Annotated in this window: 34 protein-coding genes; all 34 read left to right on the top strand. The window is 35.4% G+C overall.

The genetic code is table 11. The features are described 5' to 3' along the window. Positions 1 to 15: 15 nt before the first annotated feature. The 34 genes from fusA (at position 16) to NON08_RS04440 (ending at position 19,780) form a co-directional block, all read left to right on the top strand. Positions 16 to 2,097, top strand: a complete 2,082-nt coding sequence (gene fusA, locus NON08_RS04605; RefSeq protein ID WP_256690279.1) for an elongation factor G — start codon at positions 16 to 18, stop codon at positions 2,095 to 2,097. Between the two features lie 112 nt (positions 2,098 to 2,209). Further along, positions 2,210 to 3,394, top strand: a complete 1,185-nt coding sequence (gene tuf / locus NON08_RS04600) for an elongation factor Tu (RefSeq protein ID WP_256690181.1) — start codon at positions 2,210 to 2,212, stop codon at positions 3,392 to 3,394. A gap of 205 nt (positions 3,395 to 3,599) precedes the next feature. After that, the gene (gene rpsJ, locus NON08_RS04595; RefSeq protein WP_023050803.1) at positions 3,600 to 3,911 is read left to right on the top strand and encodes a 30S ribosomal protein S10; all 312 of its coding nucleotides are present in this window, start codon (positions 3,600 to 3,602) and stop codon (positions 3,909 to 3,911) included. 183 nt (positions 3,912 to 4,094) lie between these two features. Beyond that, the gene (gene rplC / locus NON08_RS04590) at positions 4,095 to 4,721 is read left to right on the top strand and encodes a 50S ribosomal protein L3 (RefSeq protein ID WP_040407289.1); all 627 of its coding nucleotides are present in this window, start codon (positions 4,095 to 4,097) and stop codon (positions 4,719 to 4,721) included. A 30-nt stretch (positions 4,722 to 4,751) separates the two neighbouring features. Continuing rightward, a complete protein-coding gene (rplD, locus tag NON08_RS04585) occupies positions 4,752 to 5,384 on the top strand; it encodes a 50S ribosomal protein L4 (RefSeq protein ID WP_023050805.1) in 633 nt (210 codons plus the stop codon). Then, positions 5,384 to 5,671 (top strand): 50S ribosomal protein L23, encoded by a 288-nt coding sequence (rplW, locus tag NON08_RS04580; RefSeq protein ID WP_023050806.1) that lies wholly within the window; start codon positions 5,384 to 5,386, stop codon positions 5,669 to 5,671. Before rplD ends, rplW begins: the two co-directional genes overlap by 1 nt. 90 nt (positions 5,672 to 5,761) lie before the next feature. Then, positions 5,762 to 6,592, top strand: a complete 831-nt coding sequence (gene rplB, locus NON08_RS04575) for a 50S ribosomal protein L2 (RefSeq protein ID WP_023050807.1) — start codon at positions 5,762 to 5,764, stop codon at positions 6,590 to 6,592. Positions 6,593 to 6,616: 24 nt separating this feature from the next. Further along, a complete protein-coding gene (gene rpsS / locus NON08_RS04570; protein ID WP_023050808.1) occupies positions 6,617 to 6,898 on the top strand; it encodes a 30S ribosomal protein S19 in 282 nt (93 codons plus the stop codon). 47 nt (positions 6,899 to 6,945) lie between these two features. Then, complete coding sequence (gene rplV / locus NON08_RS04565; protein ID WP_023050809.1) at positions 6,946 to 7,278, top strand: 50S ribosomal protein L22; 333 nt, start codon at positions 6,946 to 6,948, stop codon at positions 7,276 to 7,278. Between the two features lie 15 nt (positions 7,279 to 7,293). After that, the gene (gene rpsC, locus NON08_RS04560) at positions 7,294 to 7,950 is read left to right on the top strand and encodes a 30S ribosomal protein S3 (RefSeq protein ID WP_256690278.1); all 657 of its coding nucleotides are present in this window, start codon (positions 7,294 to 7,296) and stop codon (positions 7,948 to 7,950) included. Positions 7,951 to 7,952: 2 nt separating this feature from the next. Then, positions 7,953 to 8,375, top strand: coding sequence for a 50S ribosomal protein L16 (gene rplP / locus NON08_RS04555; protein WP_023050811.1), 423 nt, complete (start codon positions 7,953 to 7,955; stop codon positions 8,373 to 8,375). After that, a complete protein-coding gene (gene rpmC, locus NON08_RS04550) occupies positions 8,375 to 8,557 on the top strand; it encodes a 50S ribosomal protein L29 (protein ID WP_023050812.1) in 183 nt (60 codons plus the stop codon). The genes rplP and rpmC overlap by 1 nt, the downstream gene beginning before the upstream one ends. Positions 8,558 to 8,606: 49 nt before the next feature. After that, a complete protein-coding gene (rpsQ, locus tag NON08_RS04545) occupies positions 8,607 to 8,858 on the top strand; it encodes a 30S ribosomal protein S17 (RefSeq protein WP_023050813.1) in 252 nt (83 codons plus the stop codon). Positions 8,859 to 8,892: 34 nt separating this feature from the next. Next, positions 8,893 to 9,261: a 50S ribosomal protein L14 gene (gene rplN, locus NON08_RS04540; RefSeq protein WP_256690277.1), complete on the top strand. Its 369-nt coding sequence runs from the start codon at positions 8,893 to 8,895 to the stop codon at positions 9,259 to 9,261. Between the two features lie 22 nt (positions 9,262 to 9,283). Beyond that, a complete protein-coding gene (rplX, locus tag NON08_RS04535; RefSeq protein ID WP_023050815.1) occupies positions 9,284 to 9,625 on the top strand; it encodes a 50S ribosomal protein L24 in 342 nt (113 codons plus the stop codon). Positions 9,626 to 9,643: 18 nt separating this feature from the next. Beyond that, positions 9,644 to 10,195, top strand: a complete 552-nt coding sequence (gene rplE, locus NON08_RS04530) for a 50S ribosomal protein L5 (RefSeq protein ID WP_256690276.1) — start codon at positions 9,644 to 9,646, stop codon at positions 10,193 to 10,195. Positions 10,196 to 10,217: 22 nt separating this feature from the next. Then, a complete protein-coding gene (gene rpsN / locus NON08_RS04525) occupies positions 10,218 to 10,505 on the top strand; it encodes a 30S ribosomal protein S14 (protein WP_023050817.1) in 288 nt (95 codons plus the stop codon). A gap of 23 nt (positions 10,506 to 10,528) precedes the next feature. Further along, positions 10,529 to 10,924 carry a 30S ribosomal protein S8 gene (gene rpsH / locus NON08_RS04520; protein ID WP_256690275.1) on the top strand — a complete coding sequence of 132 codons (396 nt, stop codon included), beginning with the start codon at positions 10,529 to 10,531 and terminating at the stop codon, positions 10,922 to 10,924. An 18-nt stretch (positions 10,925 to 10,942) separates the two neighbouring features. Beyond that, the gene (rplF, locus tag NON08_RS04515; protein ID WP_256690274.1) at positions 10,943 to 11,479 is read left to right on the top strand and encodes a 50S ribosomal protein L6; all 537 of its coding nucleotides are present in this window, start codon (positions 10,943 to 10,945) and stop codon (positions 11,477 to 11,479) included. A 47-nt stretch (positions 11,480 to 11,526) separates the two neighbouring features. Further along, entirely contained in the window at positions 11,527 to 11,895 is a 369-nt protein-coding gene (gene rplR / locus NON08_RS04510) for a 50S ribosomal protein L18 (RefSeq protein ID WP_023050820.1), read from the top strand. Between the two features lie 24 nt (positions 11,896 to 11,919). Continuing rightward, positions 11,920 to 12,420, top strand: a complete 501-nt coding sequence (gene rpsE / locus NON08_RS04505) for a 30S ribosomal protein S5 (RefSeq protein ID WP_256690272.1) — start codon at positions 11,920 to 11,922, stop codon at positions 12,418 to 12,420. 13 nt (positions 12,421 to 12,433) lie between these two features. Then, a complete protein-coding gene (gene rpmD / locus NON08_RS04500; protein WP_023050822.1) occupies positions 12,434 to 12,616 on the top strand; it encodes a 50S ribosomal protein L30 in 183 nt (60 codons plus the stop codon). Positions 12,617 to 12,619: 3 nt separating this feature from the next. Next, a complete protein-coding gene (gene rplO / locus NON08_RS04495) occupies positions 12,620 to 13,099 on the top strand; it encodes a 50S ribosomal protein L15 (protein ID WP_023050823.1) in 480 nt (159 codons plus the stop codon). Between the two features lie 36 nt (positions 13,100 to 13,135). Continuing rightward, positions 13,136 to 14,416, top strand: a complete 1,281-nt coding sequence (gene secY / locus NON08_RS04490; RefSeq protein WP_256690271.1) for a preprotein translocase subunit SecY — start codon at positions 13,136 to 13,138, stop codon at positions 14,414 to 14,416. A 58-nt stretch (positions 14,417 to 14,474) separates the two neighbouring features. Beyond that, a complete protein-coding gene (locus tag NON08_RS04485) occupies positions 14,475 to 15,116 on the top strand; it encodes an adenylate kinase (RefSeq protein WP_256690270.1) in 642 nt (213 codons plus the stop codon). Between the two features lie 25 nt (positions 15,117 to 15,141). Further along, on the top strand, positions 15,142 to 15,909 hold the full coding sequence (gene map, locus NON08_RS04480; RefSeq protein ID WP_256690269.1) for a type I methionyl aminopeptidase: 768 nt from the start codon (positions 15,142 to 15,144) through the stop codon (positions 15,907 to 15,909). 91 nt (positions 15,910 to 16,000) lie between these two features. Continuing rightward, positions 16,001 to 16,219: a translation initiation factor IF-1 gene (gene infA, locus NON08_RS04475; protein ID WP_040407300.1), complete on the top strand. Its 219-nt coding sequence runs from the start codon at positions 16,001 to 16,003 to the stop codon at positions 16,217 to 16,219. 28 nt (positions 16,220 to 16,247) lie between these two features. After that, positions 16,248 to 16,361: a 50S ribosomal protein L36 gene (gene rpmJ, locus NON08_RS04470; protein ID WP_040407302.1), complete on the top strand. Its 114-nt coding sequence runs from the start codon at positions 16,248 to 16,250 to the stop codon at positions 16,359 to 16,361. A gap of 154 nt (positions 16,362 to 16,515) precedes the next feature. Further along, on the top strand, positions 16,516 to 16,872 hold the full coding sequence (rpsM, locus tag NON08_RS04465; RefSeq protein WP_023050828.1) for a 30S ribosomal protein S13: 357 nt from the start codon (positions 16,516 to 16,518) through the stop codon (positions 16,870 to 16,872). Positions 16,873 to 16,928: 56 nt separating this feature from the next. Next, entirely contained in the window at positions 16,929 to 17,318 is a 390-nt protein-coding gene (rpsK, locus tag NON08_RS04460) for a 30S ribosomal protein S11 (protein WP_256690268.1), read from the top strand. Between the two features lie 61 nt (positions 17,319 to 17,379). Further along, the gene (rpsD, locus tag NON08_RS04455; RefSeq protein WP_256690267.1) at positions 17,380 to 17,967 is read left to right on the top strand and encodes a 30S ribosomal protein S4; all 588 of its coding nucleotides are present in this window, start codon (positions 17,380 to 17,382) and stop codon (positions 17,965 to 17,967) included. A gap of 26 nt (positions 17,968 to 17,993) precedes the next feature. Then, the gene (locus NON08_RS04450) at positions 17,994 to 18,971 is read left to right on the top strand and encodes a DNA-directed RNA polymerase subunit alpha (protein ID WP_256690266.1); all 978 of its coding nucleotides are present in this window, start codon (positions 17,994 to 17,996) and stop codon (positions 18,969 to 18,971) included. Positions 18,972 to 18,995: 24 nt separating this feature from the next. Then, positions 18,996 to 19,346 carry a 50S ribosomal protein L17 gene (gene rplQ, locus NON08_RS04445; protein WP_023050832.1) on the top strand — a complete coding sequence of 117 codons (351 nt, stop codon included), beginning with the start codon at positions 18,996 to 18,998 and terminating at the stop codon, positions 19,344 to 19,346. A gap of 233 nt (positions 19,347 to 19,579) precedes the next feature. Next, complete coding sequence (locus tag NON08_RS04440) at positions 19,580 to 19,780, top strand: cold-shock protein (protein WP_256690265.1); 201 nt, start codon at positions 19,580 to 19,582, stop codon at positions 19,778 to 19,780. The last annotated feature ends 51 nt before the right edge of the window (positions 19,781 to 19,831 follow it).

Below are 19,831 nucleotides of genomic sequence, written 5' to 3'. Positions count from 1 at the left end.
TAGGAGGATAACAAAATGGCTAGAAGCGTTTCTTTAGAAATGACTAGAAACATTGGTATCATGGCTCACATCGACGCAGGAAAGACTACTACAACAGAGAGAATCTTATTCTATACTGGAGTAGCTCATAAAATTGGAGAGGTTCACGAAGGTGCCGCTACAATGGACTGGATGGAGCAAGAGCAAGAGAGAGGTATCACAATTACTTCTGCTGCTACAACATGTTTCTGGAAAAATCACAGAGTAAATATAATAGACACACCAGGACACGTGGACTTTACAGTTGAGGTTGAAAGATCTCTAAGAGTACTTGATGGTGCAGTTGCTGTATTCTCAGCAGTTGACGGAGTACAACCACAGTCTGAAACAGTTTGGAGACAAGCTGACAAGTACGGTGTACCTAGAATAGCTTTCTTTAATAAAATGGACAGAATCGGAGCTAACTTCGAAATGTGCGTTAACGATATTAGAGAAAAATTAGGATCTAATCCAGTACCTATTCAATTACCAATTGGTGCTGAGGATGACTTCGAAGGAGTTATCGACTTATTAGCAATGAAAGAGATCGTATGGCCAAAAGATTCTGACAATGGACAGAATTTTGAAGTTAAAGATATCAGAGCTGAATTAGCAGATGCTGCTGAAGAAGCTAGAAACTTCATGATCGAATCAGTAGTAGAAACTTCTGATGAGTTAATGGAGAAATTCTTTGGAGGAGAAGAAATCTCTGAAGATGAAATTAACGTTGCTTTAAGAGCTGCAACATTAGCAAACACAATAGTACCAGTTACTTGTGGAACTGCATTCAAAAACAAAGGAGTTCAAGCTTTACTAGATGCTATCATCGCGTACATGCCAGCTCCAACAGATAAAGGAATAATCAAAGGAACAGATGTTAAGAACGAAGAGTTAGAAATAACTAGAGAGATTTCAGATAACTCTCCATTTGCTGCTTTAGCATTTAAAGTTATGACTGACCCATTTGTTGGAAGATTAACATTCTTCAGAGTTTACTCAGGAGTTCTAACAAAAGGATCTTACGTTTTAAACTCGACAAAAGGTAAAAAAGAGAGAATGGGAAGAATTCTTCAAATGCACGCAAACAAAAGAGAGGAAATCGAAGTTGTTTACTGTGGAGATATCGCAGCAGCAGTTGGATTAAAAGATACAACTACTGGAGATACTCTATGTGCTGAAGATGCACCAATCGTTCTAGAGAAAATGGAATTCCCTGAGCCAGTAATCTCAGTTGCAGTTGAGCCTAAGACAAAAGTTGACCAAGAGAAAATGGGTCTAGCTTTATCAAAGCTTGCTGAAGAGGATCCTACATTCAGAGTTAAAACTGATGAGGAAACTGGACAAGTAATCATCTCAGGAATGGGAGAATTACACTTAGAAATCATCGTTGACAGAATGAAGAGAGAATTCAAAGTTGAGTCAACAGTTGGTAAACCACAAGTTGCTTACAGAGAAACTATAACTCTTAAACAAGACCAAGAAGTTAAGTATGCTAAGCAATCTGGAGGAAAAGGACAGTTCGGACACGTTAAGATTACTCTTGAGCCAAACCCAGGTAAAGAGTTCGAATTTGTTAACAAAATATCAGGAGGAGCAATTCCTAGAGAATATATTCCTGCTGTTGAAAAAGGATGTAGAGAAGCTCTTGAAGGTGGAGTTGTAGCAGGATACCCTATGGTTGACTTAAAAGTTACACTTTACGATGGATCATATCACGAGGTTGACTCGTCAGAGATGGCGTTCAAAATTGCTGGATCTATGGCACTTAAGCAAGCTGCTCAAAAAGCAAAGCCAATCATCCTTGAGCCAATCTTCAAAGTAGAAGTAACTACTCCAGAAGAGTATATGGGAGATATCATAGGAGATATCAACTCAAGAAGAGGAATGATCGGAGGAATGACTGATAGAAACGGAGCGAAGATAATTAACGCTAAAGTACCTTTATCAGAAATGTTCGGATATGCAACTGATTTAAGATCTAAATCTCAAGGAAGAGCAACTTACTCTATGGAATTTGAAGAGTATGCACAAGTTCCTGCATCAGTACAAAAAGCTATCCAAGAAGAGAGAGGAAGATAATAATCTATCTTTTTTAAAACTTCAATTTGAAAAAAGTTTAATAATGTTGTGGCTCTTAGTTGAGTCACAACAAAAATTATAAAATACAAAGAAAAACAGGAGGAAATTTCAAATGGCTAAAGAAAAATTTGAAAGAAGCAAACCGCACGTTAACATTGGAACAATCGGACACGTTGACCACGGAAAAACAACAACAACAGCAGCAATATCAAAAGTATTATCAGATATGGGACTAGCTAAGAAAGTAGATTTCGCTAACATCGACGCTGCACCAGAAGAGAGAGAAAGAGGAATCACAATCAATACAGCTCACATCGAGTACGAAACAGTAGAGAGACACTATGCGCACGTTGACTGTCCAGGTCACGCGGACTACGTAAAGAACATGATCACTGGAGCAGCACAAATGGACGGAGCTATCTTAGTTGTATCAGCAGCAGATGGTCCAATGCCACAAACAAGAGAGCACATCCTATTATCAAGACAGGTTGGAGTTCCATACATCGTAGTATACTTAAACAAAGCTGACATGGTAGACGACGAAGAGTTATTAGAGTTAGTTGAAATGGAAGTAAGAGAGTTATTAACAGAGTACGGATTCCCAGGAGACGATTTACCAGTAATAATGGGATCATCTTTAGGAGCAATGAACGGAGAAGAGAAATGGGTTAACCAAATTAAAGCTCTAATGGACGCTGTAGATTCTTACATACCAACACCTGCAAGAGCAGTAGACCAACCATTCCTAATGCCAATTGAGGATGTATTCACAATTACAGGAAGAGGAACAGTTGTAACTGGAAGAGTAGAAAGAGGAATTGTAAAAGTTGGAGAAGAGATTGAAATAGTAGGAATCAAAGATACTACAAAATCAACTTGTACAGGAGTAGAGATGTTCAGAAAGCTGTTAGATCAAGGTCAAGCAGGAGATAACATCGGAGCATTATTAAGAGGAATCAAGAAAGAGGATGTTGAAAGAGGACAAGTATTATGTAAGCCAGGATCAATATTACCACATACAGGATTCAAATCAGAGGTATACGTATTAACTAAGGAAGAGGGAGGAAGACATACTCCATTCTTCTCAGGATACAGACCACAGTTCTACTTCAGAACTACAGATATAACTGGAGCAATCAGCTTACCTGAGGGAGTAGAAATGGTAATGCCAGGAGACAACATTGAGATGACAGTAGAGTTAATCCACCCAATCGCAATGGAGCCAGGATTAAGATTCGCGATCAGAGAGGGAGGAAGAACAGTAGCTTCTGGAGTTGTTGCAGAAATTACTAAGTAATCTTACTTAAATATAAGTGAAATTTAGTTCATATAGGAGGGGACTTCGTCCCCTTTTATATTCTTAAAAAAGCTAGGTAAAAAAACTTTTAAATAAAAACAAAAAACATTTGCTTTTTGTAAAAAATGTGATATAATTACCAGAGTGTACAAAAGAATTATTTAATTCTTTTAATCGAAACTTTTAAGGAGGTGCGAAAAGTAAAATGGCTTCTAACAAGTTAAGAATTTACTTAAAAGCTTATGATCACACTTTATTAGATCAATCAGCTAAGAAAATAGTAGAAGTAGCAAAGAAATCTGGAGCAGAAATTGCAGGACCTATGCCACTACCTACAAAGATTAAAAAATATACTGTACTAAGATCAGTACACGTAAACAAAGACTCGAGAGAGCAATTCGAGATGAGAGTGCACAGAAGAATGGTAGAGATTAAAAACTCTAACCCTAAGACAATTGCTTCTTTAACAGCAGTTAACTTACCAGCTGGTGTTGGAATCGAAATAAAGCAAGCATAATTGTTTGGATGAAAAGATTCTGAGAAAAAAGCAGACGGCTGATTTTCGGGTAATTTGATGCTAATTGAAGAATTAAATTATCCTTACAGAATAATACAAGTTGGCGTTTTTTTTTAAAGAAAAAGTGGTGGAACCACGAGGGCAAGTTGTCAACCAATATATTATTTGATGGAGGTAAAACACATGTCAGGAATTTTAGCAAAAAAAATTGGAATGACTCAAATTTTCGAAGATGGAAAATTTATTCCAGTTACTGTTGTTGAAGCTGGACCTAACTACGTTCTTCAAAAGAAGACTGTAGAGAATGATGGTTACTCAGCTTTACAATTAGGATTTGACGAGAAAAAAGAAAAGAATACTACAAAGCCATTAATGGGAATCTTTAACAAAGCTGGTGTAAAGCCATTAAGATTTGTTAAAGAGTTAAAAGTTGATTCAGTAGAAGGAATCGAACTTGGACAAGAGATTAAAGTAGATGCTTTAGCAGAGGTTGCTTTCGTAGACATTACAGGAACTTCAAAAGGTAAAGGAACATCAGGGGTTATGAAGAGACATAACTTCAGTGGAAACAGAGCTTCACACGGTGTTTCTAGAAACCACAGACTTGGAGGATCTATAGGAATGTCGTCTTGGCCTGGAAAAGTTCTTAAGAACAAGAAAATGGCTGGACAATACGGAAATGCAACTGTAACAGTTCAAAACTTAAAAATTGTTAAAGTTGACGCAGAAAACAACTTACTACTAATTAAAGGTGCAGTACCTGGTCCAAAGAACGGATACATCGTTGTAAAGCCAGCTGTAAAGAAATAATTAGTTAGTAGATGAGGAAGGAGGAAAATAATGGCAGTTTTAAACATATATGACTTAGCAGGAAACCAAACTGGTACTGTAGAAGTTAAAGATTCTGTATTTGGAATCGAGCCTAATCAAGCAGTATTACATGAAGTATTAACTGCAGAGTTAGCAGCTGCTAGACAAGGAACTGCAGCTACTAAAACTAGAGCTATGGTTAAAGGTGGAGGAAGAAAGCCTTTTAAACAAAAAGGAACTGGAAGAGCTAGACAAGGTTCTATAAGAGCTCCACACATGGTAGGTGGAGGAGTAACATTCGGACCACAACCAAGATCATACGAGAAAAAAGTAAATAAAAAAGTAAGAAACCTTGCTTTAAGATCAGCACTTTCTGCGAAAGTTGCTGCTGGAGAAATCTTAGTTCTTGATGGAACTATCGAAGCTCCAAAAACAAAAACAATAATCGCTTTAACAAATGCTTTAACAGCAAATACAAAGCAATTATTCGTTGTAAATGACCTTGCTACAGAAGCTGATTATAACTTATATTTATCAGCTAGAAACTTAGAGAACGCAGTAGTTCTTCAACCAAATGAGATTGGAGTTTACTGGTTATTAAAGCAAGAGAAAGTTATCGTAACTAAGGAAGCGTTAACGACAATCGAGGAGGTGCTTGCATAATGACTGCTTACGATATCGTAAAGAAGCCTGTAATCACTGAGAAAACTGAGATTTTAAGAAGAGATTACAACAAGTACACATTTGAGGTAAGTCCTAAAGCAAATAAAGTTGAGATTAGAAAAGCTATCGAAACTATATTTAACGTAAAAGTTGAATCTGTAGCTACAATCAACGTAAAGCCAGTTACTAAGAGACATGGAATGAAACTTTACAAGACTCAAGCTAAGAAAAAAGCTATTGTTAAATTAGCTGCTGGAAACACAATAACTTACTTCGCAGAAGTATAATTGAAAGATAATTAGAGGTTTAGTTCTTTATATATAAAAAGGATAAAGCTAAAGATAATTATAGGTCAGGAAATTTTGGAGGTTAACAAAATGGCAATTAGAAAGTTAAATGCTATAACTAATGGTACTAGACATATGTCTAGATTAGTTAACGAAGATTTAGATAAAGTTAGACCTGAAAAGTCTTTAACTACTCCATTAAAATCTGCTTATGGTAGAGATAACTATGGACACAGAACTTGTAGAAATAGAGACAAGGGACACAAAAGACTTTACAGAATCATCGACTTTAAAAGAAATAAATTAGATGTACCTGCAAAGGTAGTATCACTAGAGTACGATCCAAATAGAACTGCAAACATTGCATTATTATCGTACGCAGACGGAGAAAAGAGATATATTCTTGCTCCAAAGGGACTTAAGAAAGGTGATATCGTAATGGCTGGTTCAAATGCTGAAATAAAGCCAGGAAATGCTCTTAAATTAAAAGAGATGCCTGTTGGATCACAGATACACAACGTTGAGTTACAAAGAGGAAAGGGTGGACAATTAGTTAGATCTGCAGGAACTGCAGCAAGACTAGTTGCAAAAGAAGGAACTTACTGTCACGTTCAGTTACCATCAGGTGAATTAAGATTAATTCATGGAGAATGTATGGCAACTATCGGTGAAGTAGGAAACTCTGAGCACAGCCTAGTTTCACTAGGTAAAGCTGGAAGAAACAGACACAAAGGAAGAAGACCTCACGTTAGAGGATCTGTAATGAACCCTTGTGATCACCCACACGGTGGAGGAGAAGGTAAAGCTCCAGTTGGAAGAAAATCTCCTATGACTCCTTGGGGTAAACCAGCTCATGGTGTTAAGACAAGAGGAAGAAAAACTTCAGACAAGTTTATCGTAAGAAGAAGAAACGAAAAGTAATTTTCGAGAGGAGGCTAATAGGTAATGGCTAGATCATTAAAAAAAGGACCTTTTTGTGACCACCACTTAATGAAAAAAGTTGAGGAAGCAGTAGCTACTGAGAATATAAAAGCGGTAATAAAGACTTGGTCTAGAAGATCAACAATATTCCCTAACTTTATAGGATTAACATTTGGTGTTTACAATGGTAAAAAGCACATACCAGTTCATGTAACTGAGCAAATGGTTGGACATAAACTAGGTGAGTTCGCACCAACTAGAACATACTATGGTCACGGTGTAGACAAAAAGAAAAAGAAAAAATAATCGATTTTAAATTAATAAATTGATAGTAGGAAAAGGAGGTTGGACTAGTGGAAGCTAGAGCAATAACTAGATTCGTAAGATTATCTCCAAGAAAAGCTAGACTTGTAGCAGACTTAGTGAGAGGAAAATCAGCATTAGAAGCTTTAGATACGTTAGAGTTTACTAACAAAAAAGCAGCTAGATTTATAAAGAAAACACTAGCATCAGCAATTGCTAATGCAACTAACAACTTCAACATGGATGAGGAGAAGTTAGTAGTATCAACTATAATGATAAACGACGGACCAGCGCTTAAAAGAATAATGCCAAGAGCGATGGGAAGAGCAGATATAATAAGAAAACCAACAGCACACATTGTTGTGGCAGTGTCTGAAAAGTAGTAAGGAGGTAAGACTGTGGGACAAAAAGTAGACCCTAGAGGACTGAGACTTGGAATAACAAGAACTTGGGATTCTATCTGGTATGCAGATAAAAAAGAATACGCAAAGTTCTTCCATGAAGATACAAAGATCAGAGAAATGATCAAAAAGAACTACTTCCACGCGGGAATTTCGAAGGTAAAAATCGAGAGAACTTCTCCGTCACACGTTGTAGTTTTAATACACACAGCTAAAGCTGGAATAATCATCGGAAGAAAAGGTTCTGAAATAGAATCATTAAGAGCTAAACTTGAAGCAATGACTGGAAGAAAAGTTACAGTTAAAGTTCAAGAGGTTAAAGAATTTAATAAAGATGCAACTTTAGTTGCAGAAAACATAGCTACTTCTATCGAGAAGAGAGTAGCTTACAAAAGAGCAGTAAGTCAAGCTGTTATGAGAGCAATGAAAGCAGGAGCAAAAGGAATCAAAGTTATGGTTTCTGGAAGATTAAATGGTGCTGAGATCGCAAGATCTGAGTGGGTAGTAGAAGGAAAAGTACCTCTACACACATTAAGAGCAGATATCGACTATGCTACAGCTACAGCTCATACAACATATGGAGCTCTTGGAATCAAGGTTTGGATCTTCCACGGTGAAGTACTTCCAACTAAGAAGGAAGGAGGGGAAGCGTAATCATGTTAATGCCTAAAAGAACGAAACATAGAAAAATGTTTAGAGGAAGAATGAAGGGTACAGCTCAAAGAGGTAACACTGTTGCTTTCGGAGATTACGGATTACAAGCCCTTGAACCAGCATGGATAACAAACAGACAGATTGAATCTTGTAGAGTTGGAATCAACAGAACATTCAAAAGAGAAGGTAAAACTTTTATTAGAATATTCCCTGATAAGCCAATTACTGCTAGACCAGCTGGAGTAAGAATGGGTAAAGGTAAAGGAAACGTAGAAGGTTGGGTAGCAGTAGTAAAACCTGGAAGAATAATGTTCGAGGTATCTGGTGTTACTGAAGAGAAAGCAATAGCAGCTTTAAGAAAAGCTTCTATGAAACTTCCTATCAGATGTAAGATTGTAAAAAGAGAGAATGGTGGTGAGAACTAATGAGAGCTAAGGAAATAAGAGAAATATCTACTGAAGACTTAGTAGTAAAGTGTAAAGAGCTTAAGGAAGAACTTTTCAACCTAAAGTTTCAACTTTCATTAGGACAAGTAACTAACACTGCTAAGATTAGAGAAGTAAGAAGAGAGATCGCAAGAATAAACACTATATTAAACGAAAGATAATTAAATCTTAGTGAAAAGTATAGATTCTTAAGAAGAGGAGGTCAAAATCTTGAGAAACGAGAGAAAAGTAAGAGAAGGAATCGTTGTTTCTGATAAGATGGACAAGACGATAGTTGTTGCTATCGAAACAATGACATTACACCCAATCTACAAAAAGAGAGTTAAGAAGACTATGAAGTTCAAAGCACATGACGAGAACAACGTAGCTCAAACTGGAGATAAAGTAAGAATCATGGAAACTAGACCATTATCTAGAGATAAGAGATGGAGACTAGTTGATATTATAGAGAAAGCTAGATAATAATCCAAATTATTGTTGAGAGGAGGATAATTTAATGGTACAACAACAAACTATCCTTAATGTTGCTGATAACTCAGGAGCTAAAAAACTTATGGTTATAAGAGTTCTTGGAGGATCTAGAAGAAGATTCGGAAGAATCGGTGACATTGTTGTGGCATCAGTTAAGGAAGCAATACCTGGTGGAAACGTTAAAAAAGGAGACGTAGTAAAAGCAGTTATTGTTAGAACAAGAAAAGAATTAAGAAGAGAAGATGGATCATATATTAAATTTGATGACAACGCAGCAGTTGTTTTAAATAACAATAATGAACCAAGAGCAACAAGAATCTTCGGACCAGTTGCAAGAGAATTAAGAGCTAAAGACTTCATGAAGATAGTTTCACTAGCTCCAGAAGTAATATAATTGAGAGAGGAGGCTAATTGTCGTGGCTAAACCTAAGATTAAATTTGTACCAGAGTCATTACATGTAAAAACTGGAGATACAGTTTACGTAATATCTGGAAAAGATAAAGGAAAAACAGGTAAGGTTTTAAAAGTATTCCCTAAAAAAGGAAAGATTGTTGTTGAGAATATCAACATGATCACAAAACATATGAAACCTTCACAAATAAACCCACAAGGTGGAGTTGTAACTAAACCAGCTCCAATGTTCTCTTCAAAAGTAATGTTATTTGATGAGAAAGCTGGTAAACCAACTAGAGTTGGATACAAGTTTGTGGACGGTAAAAAAGTAAGATACTCTAAAGTATCTGGAGAAACTTTATAAGAGAGGAGGAGAACGTAAGTGTCTAAATACGTTTCTAGATATCATAAGTTATATGACGAAACAATAGTTGCTAACTTAATAAAAGAGTTAGGATTATCTAACGTTATGGAATGTCCAAAATTAGACAGAATCGTTGTTAACATGGGAGTAGGAGAGGCAACTCAAAACTCTAAGTTAATCGATGCTGCAATGGCTGATTTAGCAATAATCACAGGACAAAAGCCAGTTGTAAGAAAAGCAAAAAAATCAGAAGCTGGATTTAAGTTAAGAGAAGGAATGCCAATCGGTGCAAAAGTTACTTTAAGAAAAGAGAGAATGTACGATTTTCTAGATAGATTAGTAAATGTAGTTCTTCCAAGAGTAAGAGACTTCGAAGGAGTTCCAGCGGATTCATTCGACGGAAGAGGAAACTACTCTTTAGGATTAAGAGATCAATTAGTTTTCCCTGAGATCGAGTTTGATAAAGTTGACAAGCTTTTAGGAATGTCTATCACTATAGTATCTTCAGCTAAAACAGATGAAGAAGGAAGAGCTTTACTTAAGGCATTTGGAATGCCTTTCAAAAAGTAAATAGTGAGGAGGTTAATAATAAATGGCTAAAAAGTCAATGATCGCTAGAGAAGTTAAAAGAACAACTTTATGCGACAAATATGCTGAAAAAAGAGCTGAACTGAAGAAGAGAATCAATGAGGGAGATATGGAAGCTATGTTTGAGCTAAACAAATTACCTAAGAACTCTTCAGAAGTTAGAAAGAAAAATAGATGTCAATTAGATGGAAGACCAAGAGGATTCATGAGAGAATTCGGAATTTCGAGAGTTAAGTTCAGACAATTAGCAGGTGCTGGACTTATTCCAGGTGTGAAGAAGTCATCTTGGTAATTGATGAAAGGAGGATTTAATAGATGTTTTTAACAGATCCAATTGCAGATATGTTAACAAGAGTTAGAAATGCAAATGCTGTAATGCATGAGAAAACAGATGTTCCTCACTCTAACATAAAAGAGAGAATCGCTGAGATTTTAAAAGAAGAGGGATATATTTCTAACTACAAAATTGTAACAGATGGAAATAAAAAGAATATAAGAGTATACTTAAAGTATGATGGAAAAGAAAGAGTAATCAAAGGAATCAAGAGAATATCTAAGCCAGGAAGAAGAGTTTATTCTTCTGTAGAGGATATGCCAAGAGTATTATCAGGTTTAGGAATCGCTATTGTTTCAACTTCTAAAGGAATCGTAACTGATAGAACTGCTAGAAGAGAAAACATTGGTGGAGAAATTCTTGCATTCGTTTGGTAATAACTAGGAGGTAGCCATATGTCAAGAGTAGGTAAAAAGATCATAGTGGTACCTGCTGGGGTAGAAGTTACATTAGCTGCAGGAAACGTAGTTACTGTAAAAGGACCTAAAGGTACTTTAACTAAAAAATTTAACGAAGAGTTAACAATAAATGTGGAAAACAACGAAATCACAGTTGCAAGACCAAACGATTTACCAGCTGTAAGAGCTATACACGGAACTACAAGAGCACTTTTAAACAACATGGTTGTTGGAGTATCTGAAGGTTTCAAGAAAACTCTTACACTTGTAGGAGTTGGATACAGAGCTACTGAGAAAAATGCTGGATTAGAGATGGCTTTAGGTTATTCTCACCCTGTTATGATTGATGCTGTTGAAGGAATTAAAATGACAGTTGAAAAGAATACAACTATCCACATTGAAGGAATAGAGAAAGATGTAGTAGGACAAGTTGCCGCTAACATCAGATCTAAGAGAGCTCCAGAACCTTATAAAGGAAAAGGAGTTAAGTATTCTGACGAAGTAATCAGAAGAAAAGAAGGTAAGAAATCATAATACTAACTAAAAAAAGTTAGTGTGCTGAGAATAAGGAGGTTAAAAAGTTGTTTAAGAGAGTTAATAGAGACGCTATTAGAAGAAGAAAGCACTTATCTATCAGAAGCAAGATTTCTGGTACAGCTGAGAGACCAAGACTTTCTATATATAGATCAAACAACAACATTTTTGCTCAATTAGTTGATGACGTAAATGGAGTAACTTTAGTTTCTGCATCTACTATCGATAAAGAGATCAAAGGAAATGTAAAGCACGGTGGAAACATCGAGTCTGCTAAGCTTGTTGGAAAAGCAATTGCTGAAAGAGCTGTAGCAAAAGAAATATCTGTTATCGTATTTGACAGATCTGGATATAAATACACAGGAAGAGTAGCTGCCCTTGCAGAGGCTGCAAGAGAAGCAGGACTTAAATTCTAATTCTTGTAGAGAGGAGGACTTCACTTGTCTAAGTTAGTTAAAGAAGAAAAACAATTTCAAGAGAAATTATTGAAGATTTCTAGAGTTTCTAAGACAACTAAAGGAGGAAGAACTATATCTTTCTCTGTTTTAGCTGCTGTAGGAGACGCTGAAGGAAACGTAGGAATAGGACTAGGAAAAGCGAATGGTGTACCTGATGCAATCAGAAAAGCAATCGCTTCTGCTAAGAAAAATATGGTAAAGGTTTCATTAAAAGGAACTACTATTCCTCACGAAATCGTTGGTAAATGGGGAGCAACATCAATTTGGATGGCACCAGCTTATGAAGGTACTGGAGTTATCGCAGGATCGTCTTGTAGAGAGATTCTTGAGTTAGCAGGAGTACATAACATCCTTACAAAAATAAAAGGATCAAGAAATAAGTTCAACGTTGCAAGAGCTACAATTGAAGGATTAGCAGCATTAAGATCTGCTGAAGAAGTTGCAGCTTTAAGAGGAAAAGAAGTAAAGGAAATCTTAAGCTAGGAGGTAAAAAAAGATGGCAAAGCTTAGAATAGAGCTTGTAAAAAGCATAATCGGAAGAAAGCCTAACCATATAGCAACTGCAAAGTCGCTAGGGCTTAAGAAGATGAATGATGTTAGAGAGCATAATGTAACTCCTGAATTAATGGGAAAAATTGCTCAAATATCTTACCTAATAAAAGTAGAGGAGGTGCAATAATCAATGAAATTAAATGAATTAAAGCCTTCTGTACCAAGAAAAGCTAGAAAAAGAATCGGAAGAGGAGAGTCTTCAGGATTAGGAAAGACTGCAGGAAAAGGAAGCAATGGTCAAAACTCTAGAGCTGGAGGAGGGGTAAAACCTTACTTCGAGGGTGGACAAATGCCTTTATACAGAAGAACTCCAAAGAGAGGATTCTCTAACGCAATATTCAGAAAAGATTATGCAATTATAAACTTATGTGATTTAAATAGATTCGAAGAGGGAACAGAGGTAACTCCAGAGTTATTAGTAGCTGCTGGTGTAATCAAGAAAACTCTTGCTGGAATCAAAGTTTTAGGAAACGGAGAGCTAGAGAAAAAAGTATCTGTAAAAGCTCATAAAGTTTCTGCTTCTGCGAAAGCAGCTATCGAAGCAAAAGGTGGATCTGTAGAGATTCTTGAAGTTAAAACTTTTGCTGATGTAGCAAAAAATAACAAGTAATTAAAGACTAGTTATTTCAATGTGAGGTGAAGAATTTTGGGTTTAATTGAAAAGTTTGAAACGAAGCTTAGAGGTATATTTAAAATTCCGGAACTGAGAGAGAGAATCATCTTCACCTTATTAATGTTCCTAGTAGCTAGGGTAGGGACATATATCCCTGCTCCTGGTGTGGACATTGATCGTTTGGCTCAAATGACTGCGCAAAGTGATTTACTAGGATATATTAATATGTTCTCAGGTGGGGCTTTCCAGAGAGTGTCTATATTTGCATTGGGAATTGTACCATATATCAATTCATCAATTGTATTTAGCTTACTTGCTGTAATTATTCCTAAAATTGAAGAAATTCAAAAAGAGGGAGAATCAGGAAGAAACAAGATCACTCAATGGACTAGATACCTAACTATTGTAATAGCTATAGTCCAAGGAATTGGAGTATGCACTTGGTTACAATCGGTAGGATTAGTAACAACACCAGGGTTTACATTTTTCTTAACAACAATAACAACTTTAACGGCAGGAACAATATTTTTAATGTGGGTAGGGGAACAAATATCTATCAAAGGTATAGGTAATGGAGTTTCGCTACTAATATTTTTAAATGTTATTTCAGGAGCCCCTGGAGCTGTTATTCAAACTATACAAGATATGAGAGGGAGTAAGTTTCTTATTCCTGTTTTGTTATTAGTGGGGATTGCTGCAATTATAACAATTGCGGGAATTGTTGTATTCCAATTAGGGCAAAGAAAAATACCAGTTCACTACGTAGGAAGAGGATTTGCTGGAAATAATGGAATGGGTCAAAATTCATATATTCCATTGAAGTTAAATAGTTCAGGTGTTATGCCTGTAATTTTTGCTTCAGTAGTTATGATGATACCTTCTTTAATAGTAAACATGCTTCCCGGAGAGTTTTCTGGAAAGGTAATACTTGCTAGAATATTTGGTGACCAGCATCCTGTATATTTAATACTATATGCTGCTGTAATTATATTCTTCTCGTTCTTCTATACTTCAATAGTTTTCGATCCTGAAAAGGTTGCAGAAAATTTAAAACAAGGTGGAGGTACGATTCCAAGTATTAGACCTGGATCTGATACAGCTGATTATCTTGAAGGAGTTGTAACTAGAATAACTTGGGGTGGAGCTATATTTTTAGCTTTAATCGCAATTGCACCGATGGTACTATTTAAAGCTTTTGGACTTCCAATATTTTTTGGTGGAACAGGAATAATAATAGTAGTAGGAGTAGCTCTAGATACTGTACAACAGATAGATGCTCACCTTATCATGAAGGAGTATAAGGGGTTTTTATAAAATCTTGGCACGGCATATGTCGTGCCCTTTTTATTTAAAAATAAAGGAGATGAAAGTAATGAATATAATGTTATTCGGAGCACCTGGTGCTGGAAAAGGGACACAAGCGAAATTCATAATCGATAAGTATGGGATTCCACAAATTTCAACTGGTGATATGCTAAGAGCTGCTATATCAGAAGGAACTGAAATGGGAATGGAAGCTAAGAAATTTATGGATGAAGGAAAATTAGTTCCAGATTCAACTATAATAGGAATAATAAAAGATAGATTATCACAGGAAGACTGTAAAAAAGGATTTATTTTAGATGGATTTCCAAGAACATTAGCGCAAGCAGAAGCATTAGAGGTACTATTAAAAGAATTAAATATGAATCTAGATAAAGTTATTTCTTTAAATGTTCCTGATGAGTTAATAGTTGGAAGAGTAATTGGAAGAAGAGTTTGTCCAAACTGTGGAGCATCTTTCCATATTGAAAACAATCCTCCAAAAATAGAAGGAAAATGTGATTACTGTGGATCAGATTTAATTACAAGAAAAGATGATAATAAGGAAACTGTAGAAAACAGATTGTCTGCATATCATGAGCAAACAGCACCTCTATTCAATTTCTACTCTGAAAGAGGAGTAATGGTAGAGTTAGATGGAACTAAAGAAATAAATGAAATTGCAAAGGAAATCTTTAATATTTTAGGATAACTTTAGAAACCCAGAAAGGAAAATTATGGTTATAATAAAAACTAGAGAAGAGATAGAAAAAATAAAAAAGCCATGTCAATTAATCGCAAGATTATATGCAGAATATCTACCAAAATATATAAAACCTGGAATTTCTACATATGAATTAAATAAGATTATTGAAGATTATTTAATTGATAATGGTGCAGAACCAGCTACAATAGGTGTAGGTGGACCAATAAATCCATATCCAGCAGGATCATGTATATCTGTAAATGAAGAAGTAGTTCATGGTGTACCAAAAGAAAATAGAATTCTTCAAAATGGAGATATTGTGAGTGTAGATGTTGTAGCTAGAATGGATGGATTTTATGGTGATTCAGCAATAACATTTCCAGTTGGAGAAATAGACGAGGAATCACAAAAATTAATAGATGTTACTAAAGAAGCAAGAAGAATAGGAATCGAGCAGGCGTTTGCAGGAAATAGGCTTGGAGATGTTGGAAATGCAATCCAAAAATATGTTGAATCAAATGGATTTACTGTAGTAAAAGATTTCGCTGGGCATGGAGTAGGAAAAGCTATGCATGAAGATCCTTGTATTCCCAACTACGGAAGAAAAGGTAGAGGAATAAAGATTGAGAATGGCATGGTTTTAGCAATAGAGCCAATGGTAAACGTTGGAACCTACAAAGTGAATATAACAGATGATGGATGGACAGTAGTAACAAGAGATGGAAAGCGTTCAGCACATTTTGAGCACACTGTTGCCATAATAGATGGAAAACCTATTGTTTTAACTGAGTTAGATTAATAAAAATAACAATAAAAATGTTAAAAATTAGCTAGACTTTTTGTAAAATAAATGTTAGAATAATATGAATTTCTGTTCGATAGGAGGTAGTATGTCGAAAAAGGATGTTATCGAATTAGAAGGAACTATATTAGAGGCCCTTCCAAATGCGATGTTTAAGGTTGAATTAGAAAATGGACACACAATTTTAGGGCACATCTCTGGTAAAATGAGAATGAATTACATTAAAATTTTACCTGGAGACAAAGTAACGGTACAAATTTCTCCATATGATTTATCTAGGGGAAGAATAGTATACAGAAAAAAGTAAAGTTATGATCACGAGAGGAGGTAATTAAGTGAAAGTAAGAGTATCAATTAAGCCTATTTGTGACAAATGTAAAGTTATCAAGAGACACGGGAAAATCAGAGTAATCTGTGAAAACCCTAAGCACAAACAAGTACAAGGATAACTTGAAAAGTTTTGCAAACTAGTACTGACATGGGAAGTACTGTAAAGGTATGTTAGGCTGTAGAGCTAGTACTCGAAAGAGGCATACCGAGGAAAGTCTTAGTCGGTTAATATACCGACGGATATATAAAATTTTCGGAAGAGGAGGAAAAATTTTGGCTAGAATCGCAGGAGTAGATATTCCTAGAAACAAAAGAATAGAGATTGCTCTAACTTACGTTTACGGAATTGGAAAACCAACTTCACAAAAAGTATTAACAGAAGCAGGAGTAAACTTTGACACTAGAGTAAAGGATTTAACTGAAGAAGAGTTAAACAAAATCAGAGCCATTGTTGAAACTATCAAGGTAGAGGGAGATCTTAGAAAAGAGATCAGACTTGCAATAAAGAGACTTATGGACATTAGATGTTACAGAGGTTCAAGACACAAGATGAACTTACCAGTAAGAGGACAAAAGTCAAAAACAAATGCAAGAACTAGAAAAGGACCTAAAAAGCCTATAAAGAGATAGTTTAAAAGCTAATTGTAGTATAAAGAACGGAATTTTATCGTAAGGAGGTAGCTAAATTGGCTAAGAAGAAAGTAGCTAAAATCAAGAAGAAATTGAAAAATATTCCTAACGGAGTAGCTCATATACACTCAACTTTCAATAACACAATAGTAGCAATTACTGATGTGGAAGGTAAAGTAGTAAGCTGGAAATCAGGAGGAACTTCTGGATTCAAGGGAACTAAAAAAGGAACTCCATTCGCAGCTCAAATCGCAGCAGAGCAAGCAGCTCAAATCGCAATGGAAAACGGAATGAAGAAGGTTGAAGTAAAAGTGAAAGGACCTGGATCAGGTAGAGAGGCATGTATCAGATCTTTACAAGCAGCAGGATTAGAGGTTACAAAGATAACTGACGTAACTCCAGTTCCACACAACGGATGTAGACCACCAAAAAGAAGAAGAGTGTAATACACTTTTCTAAGCTCATTATCGTAGAAATTTATTAAGTGTAAGGAGGAACAATAAAGAGATGGCAAGAAATAGACAACCTGTTTTAAAGAAATGTAGAGCTCTTGGAATCGACCCAGTTGTTTTAGGAGTTAACAAATCTTCTAATAGAGGGCCAAGACCAAATGCAAATAGAAAGCCTACAGAGTATGCAATTCAGTTAAACGAAAAGCAAAAAGCTAAATTTATATACAATGTAATGGAGAAGCAATTCAGAAAATTATATGATGAGGCTTCAAGAAAGGATGGAGTTACTGGTTTAACTTTAATCCAATATTTAGAGAGAAGATTAGAGAACGTAGTTTACAGACTAGGGTTCGCTAAGACTAGAAGACAAGCTAGACAAATAGTGTCTCACGGACACGTTGCTGTTAACGGAAGAAGAGTTAACATCGCATCTTATAGAGTAAAAGCAGGGGATGTAATATCTGTAATTGAAAACTCAAAAAACATCGAGTTAATCAAATCTGCAGTAGAAGAGAAAACAGTTCCAGCATGGTTAGAGTTAGATAAAGCTAACTTCGCAGGAAAAGTTCTTCAGAACCCAACTAAAGACGATTTAGATTTCGATCTAAACGAAGCTTTAATAGTTGAGTTCTATTCAAGATAATAAATCCTTTGACAGGAGTTGATTAAATGTTAAAAATAGAAAAACATGCTAAGGGTATTAACATTACCGAATTAAAAACAAGTGACTTTTCAGGTCAATATGTTATAGAACCTTTATATAGAGGATATGGACATACAATTGGTAATGCTTTGAGAAGAGTTTTACTATCATCTATACCTGGTGCTGCCGTTAAAGGTGTTAGAATTGACGGAGTACTAAGCGAATTTTCAGTTATGGAAGGTGTAAAAGAAGCTGTAACTGAAATAATGCTGAATGTAAAAGAGGTAGTAATAAAGGCAGAAACTGCTGGAGAAAGAAAAATGACTCTTTCTGCAAAGGGACCTAAGACTGTTACAGCTGCTGATATAATACCAGATATCGGATTAGAAATTGTAAATCCAGATCAAATTATTTGTACATTAACTACAGATAGAGAGATCGATATGGAGTTTATAGTTGATACTGGTGAAGGATTTGTTGTTGCTGAAGAGATAGAGAAAAAAGATTGGGCTGTAGATTTTATAGCAGTTGATGCTATATATACACCAATTAGAAAAGTATCTTACTCAGTTCAGGATACAATGGTTGGAAGAATGACTGATTTCGACAAGTTAACTTTAAATATAGAGACTGATGGAAGTGTTGAGATAAGAGATGCAATCTCTTATGCTGTAGAGCTTTTAAAGTATCACTTAGATCCTTTCCTAGATTTAGGAAATAGAATGGATCACTTAAGAGTAGATCTTGAAGAAGAAGAGGAAACTCCAGCATCAACAACTAAAGCTGATGATATATTAAATACAAGAATAGAAGAGCTAGATTTAACAGTTAGATCATTTAACTGTTTAAAGAAAGCCGGAATAGAGGAAGTTGGACAGTTGGCAAGAATGTCAATGAACGAACTTCTAAAAATAAAAAATCTAGGAAGAAAATCACTAGATGAGATCCTTGAAAAGATGAAAGAACTTGGGTTCGATCTAAATGGAAATGGATCTATAGAATAATTAGATAAGGAGGCTAACTGACTAATGAACCACAATAAATCATATAGAAAGTTAGGGAGAAGAGCTGACCATAGAAAAGCTATGTTAATGAACTTAACAATATCTCTAATTTTATCAGATAGAATAGAAACTACTGTTACTAGAGCAAAAGAGCTTAGAAAGTTTGCTGAGAGAATGGTTACTCTTGGTAAAAAAGGAACTCTTGCTCACAGAAGACAAGCTTTCGCTTTCTTAAGAAGCGAAGAGGCTGTAGCTAAGTTATTTAACGATTTAGCTCCAAAGTATGCTGAGAGAAACGGTGGATACACAAGAATCATCAGAACTTCTGTAAGAAAGGGAGATTCTGCTGAGATGGCTATAATCGAATTAGTGTAATAAACTAATTCATTAGAAAGAAGAACTATATTTAGTTCTTCTTTTTTATTTGGATGCTATAATAATAAACAAAATAAAAAAAATGTCTTAAATTTTAAATATTGTATACAAAAACTTTTTTTTCTTCAAAAAACAAACAAAATGTATTGCAAATTAGAAATGTTTAATGTATAATATATCCATAAAGTGCCTAGGGGGACTTATATATATTTTTATATTATTTGGAGGTTAAGATGTTAAAGGGAACTGTTAAATGGTTTAACAAAGAAAAAGGATTTGGTTTTGTAACATGTGAAGAGGGGAAAGATTATTTCGTGCACTTTACTGGAATTATCGGGGATGGATTTAGAACTTTAGAAGAGGGTCAAAATGTTTCATTTATCGTAGAGGAAGGAAATAAGGGACCAATAGCTAAAGAAGTAACTGTAGCTTAATATAGATATAAAACCAAGAGTGAAATTAACATTTCACTCTTTTTTTTTTAT

Source organism: Cetobacterium sp. NK01, from assembly GCF_024506395.1.
Taxonomy (GTDB): Bacteria; Fusobacteriota; Fusobacteriia; order Fusobacteriales; family Fusobacteriaceae; genus Cetobacterium_A; species Cetobacterium_A somerae_A.
Note: the sequence above shows the minus strand (reverse complement) of the source record. Positions and strands in the feature narration are given on the sequence as shown.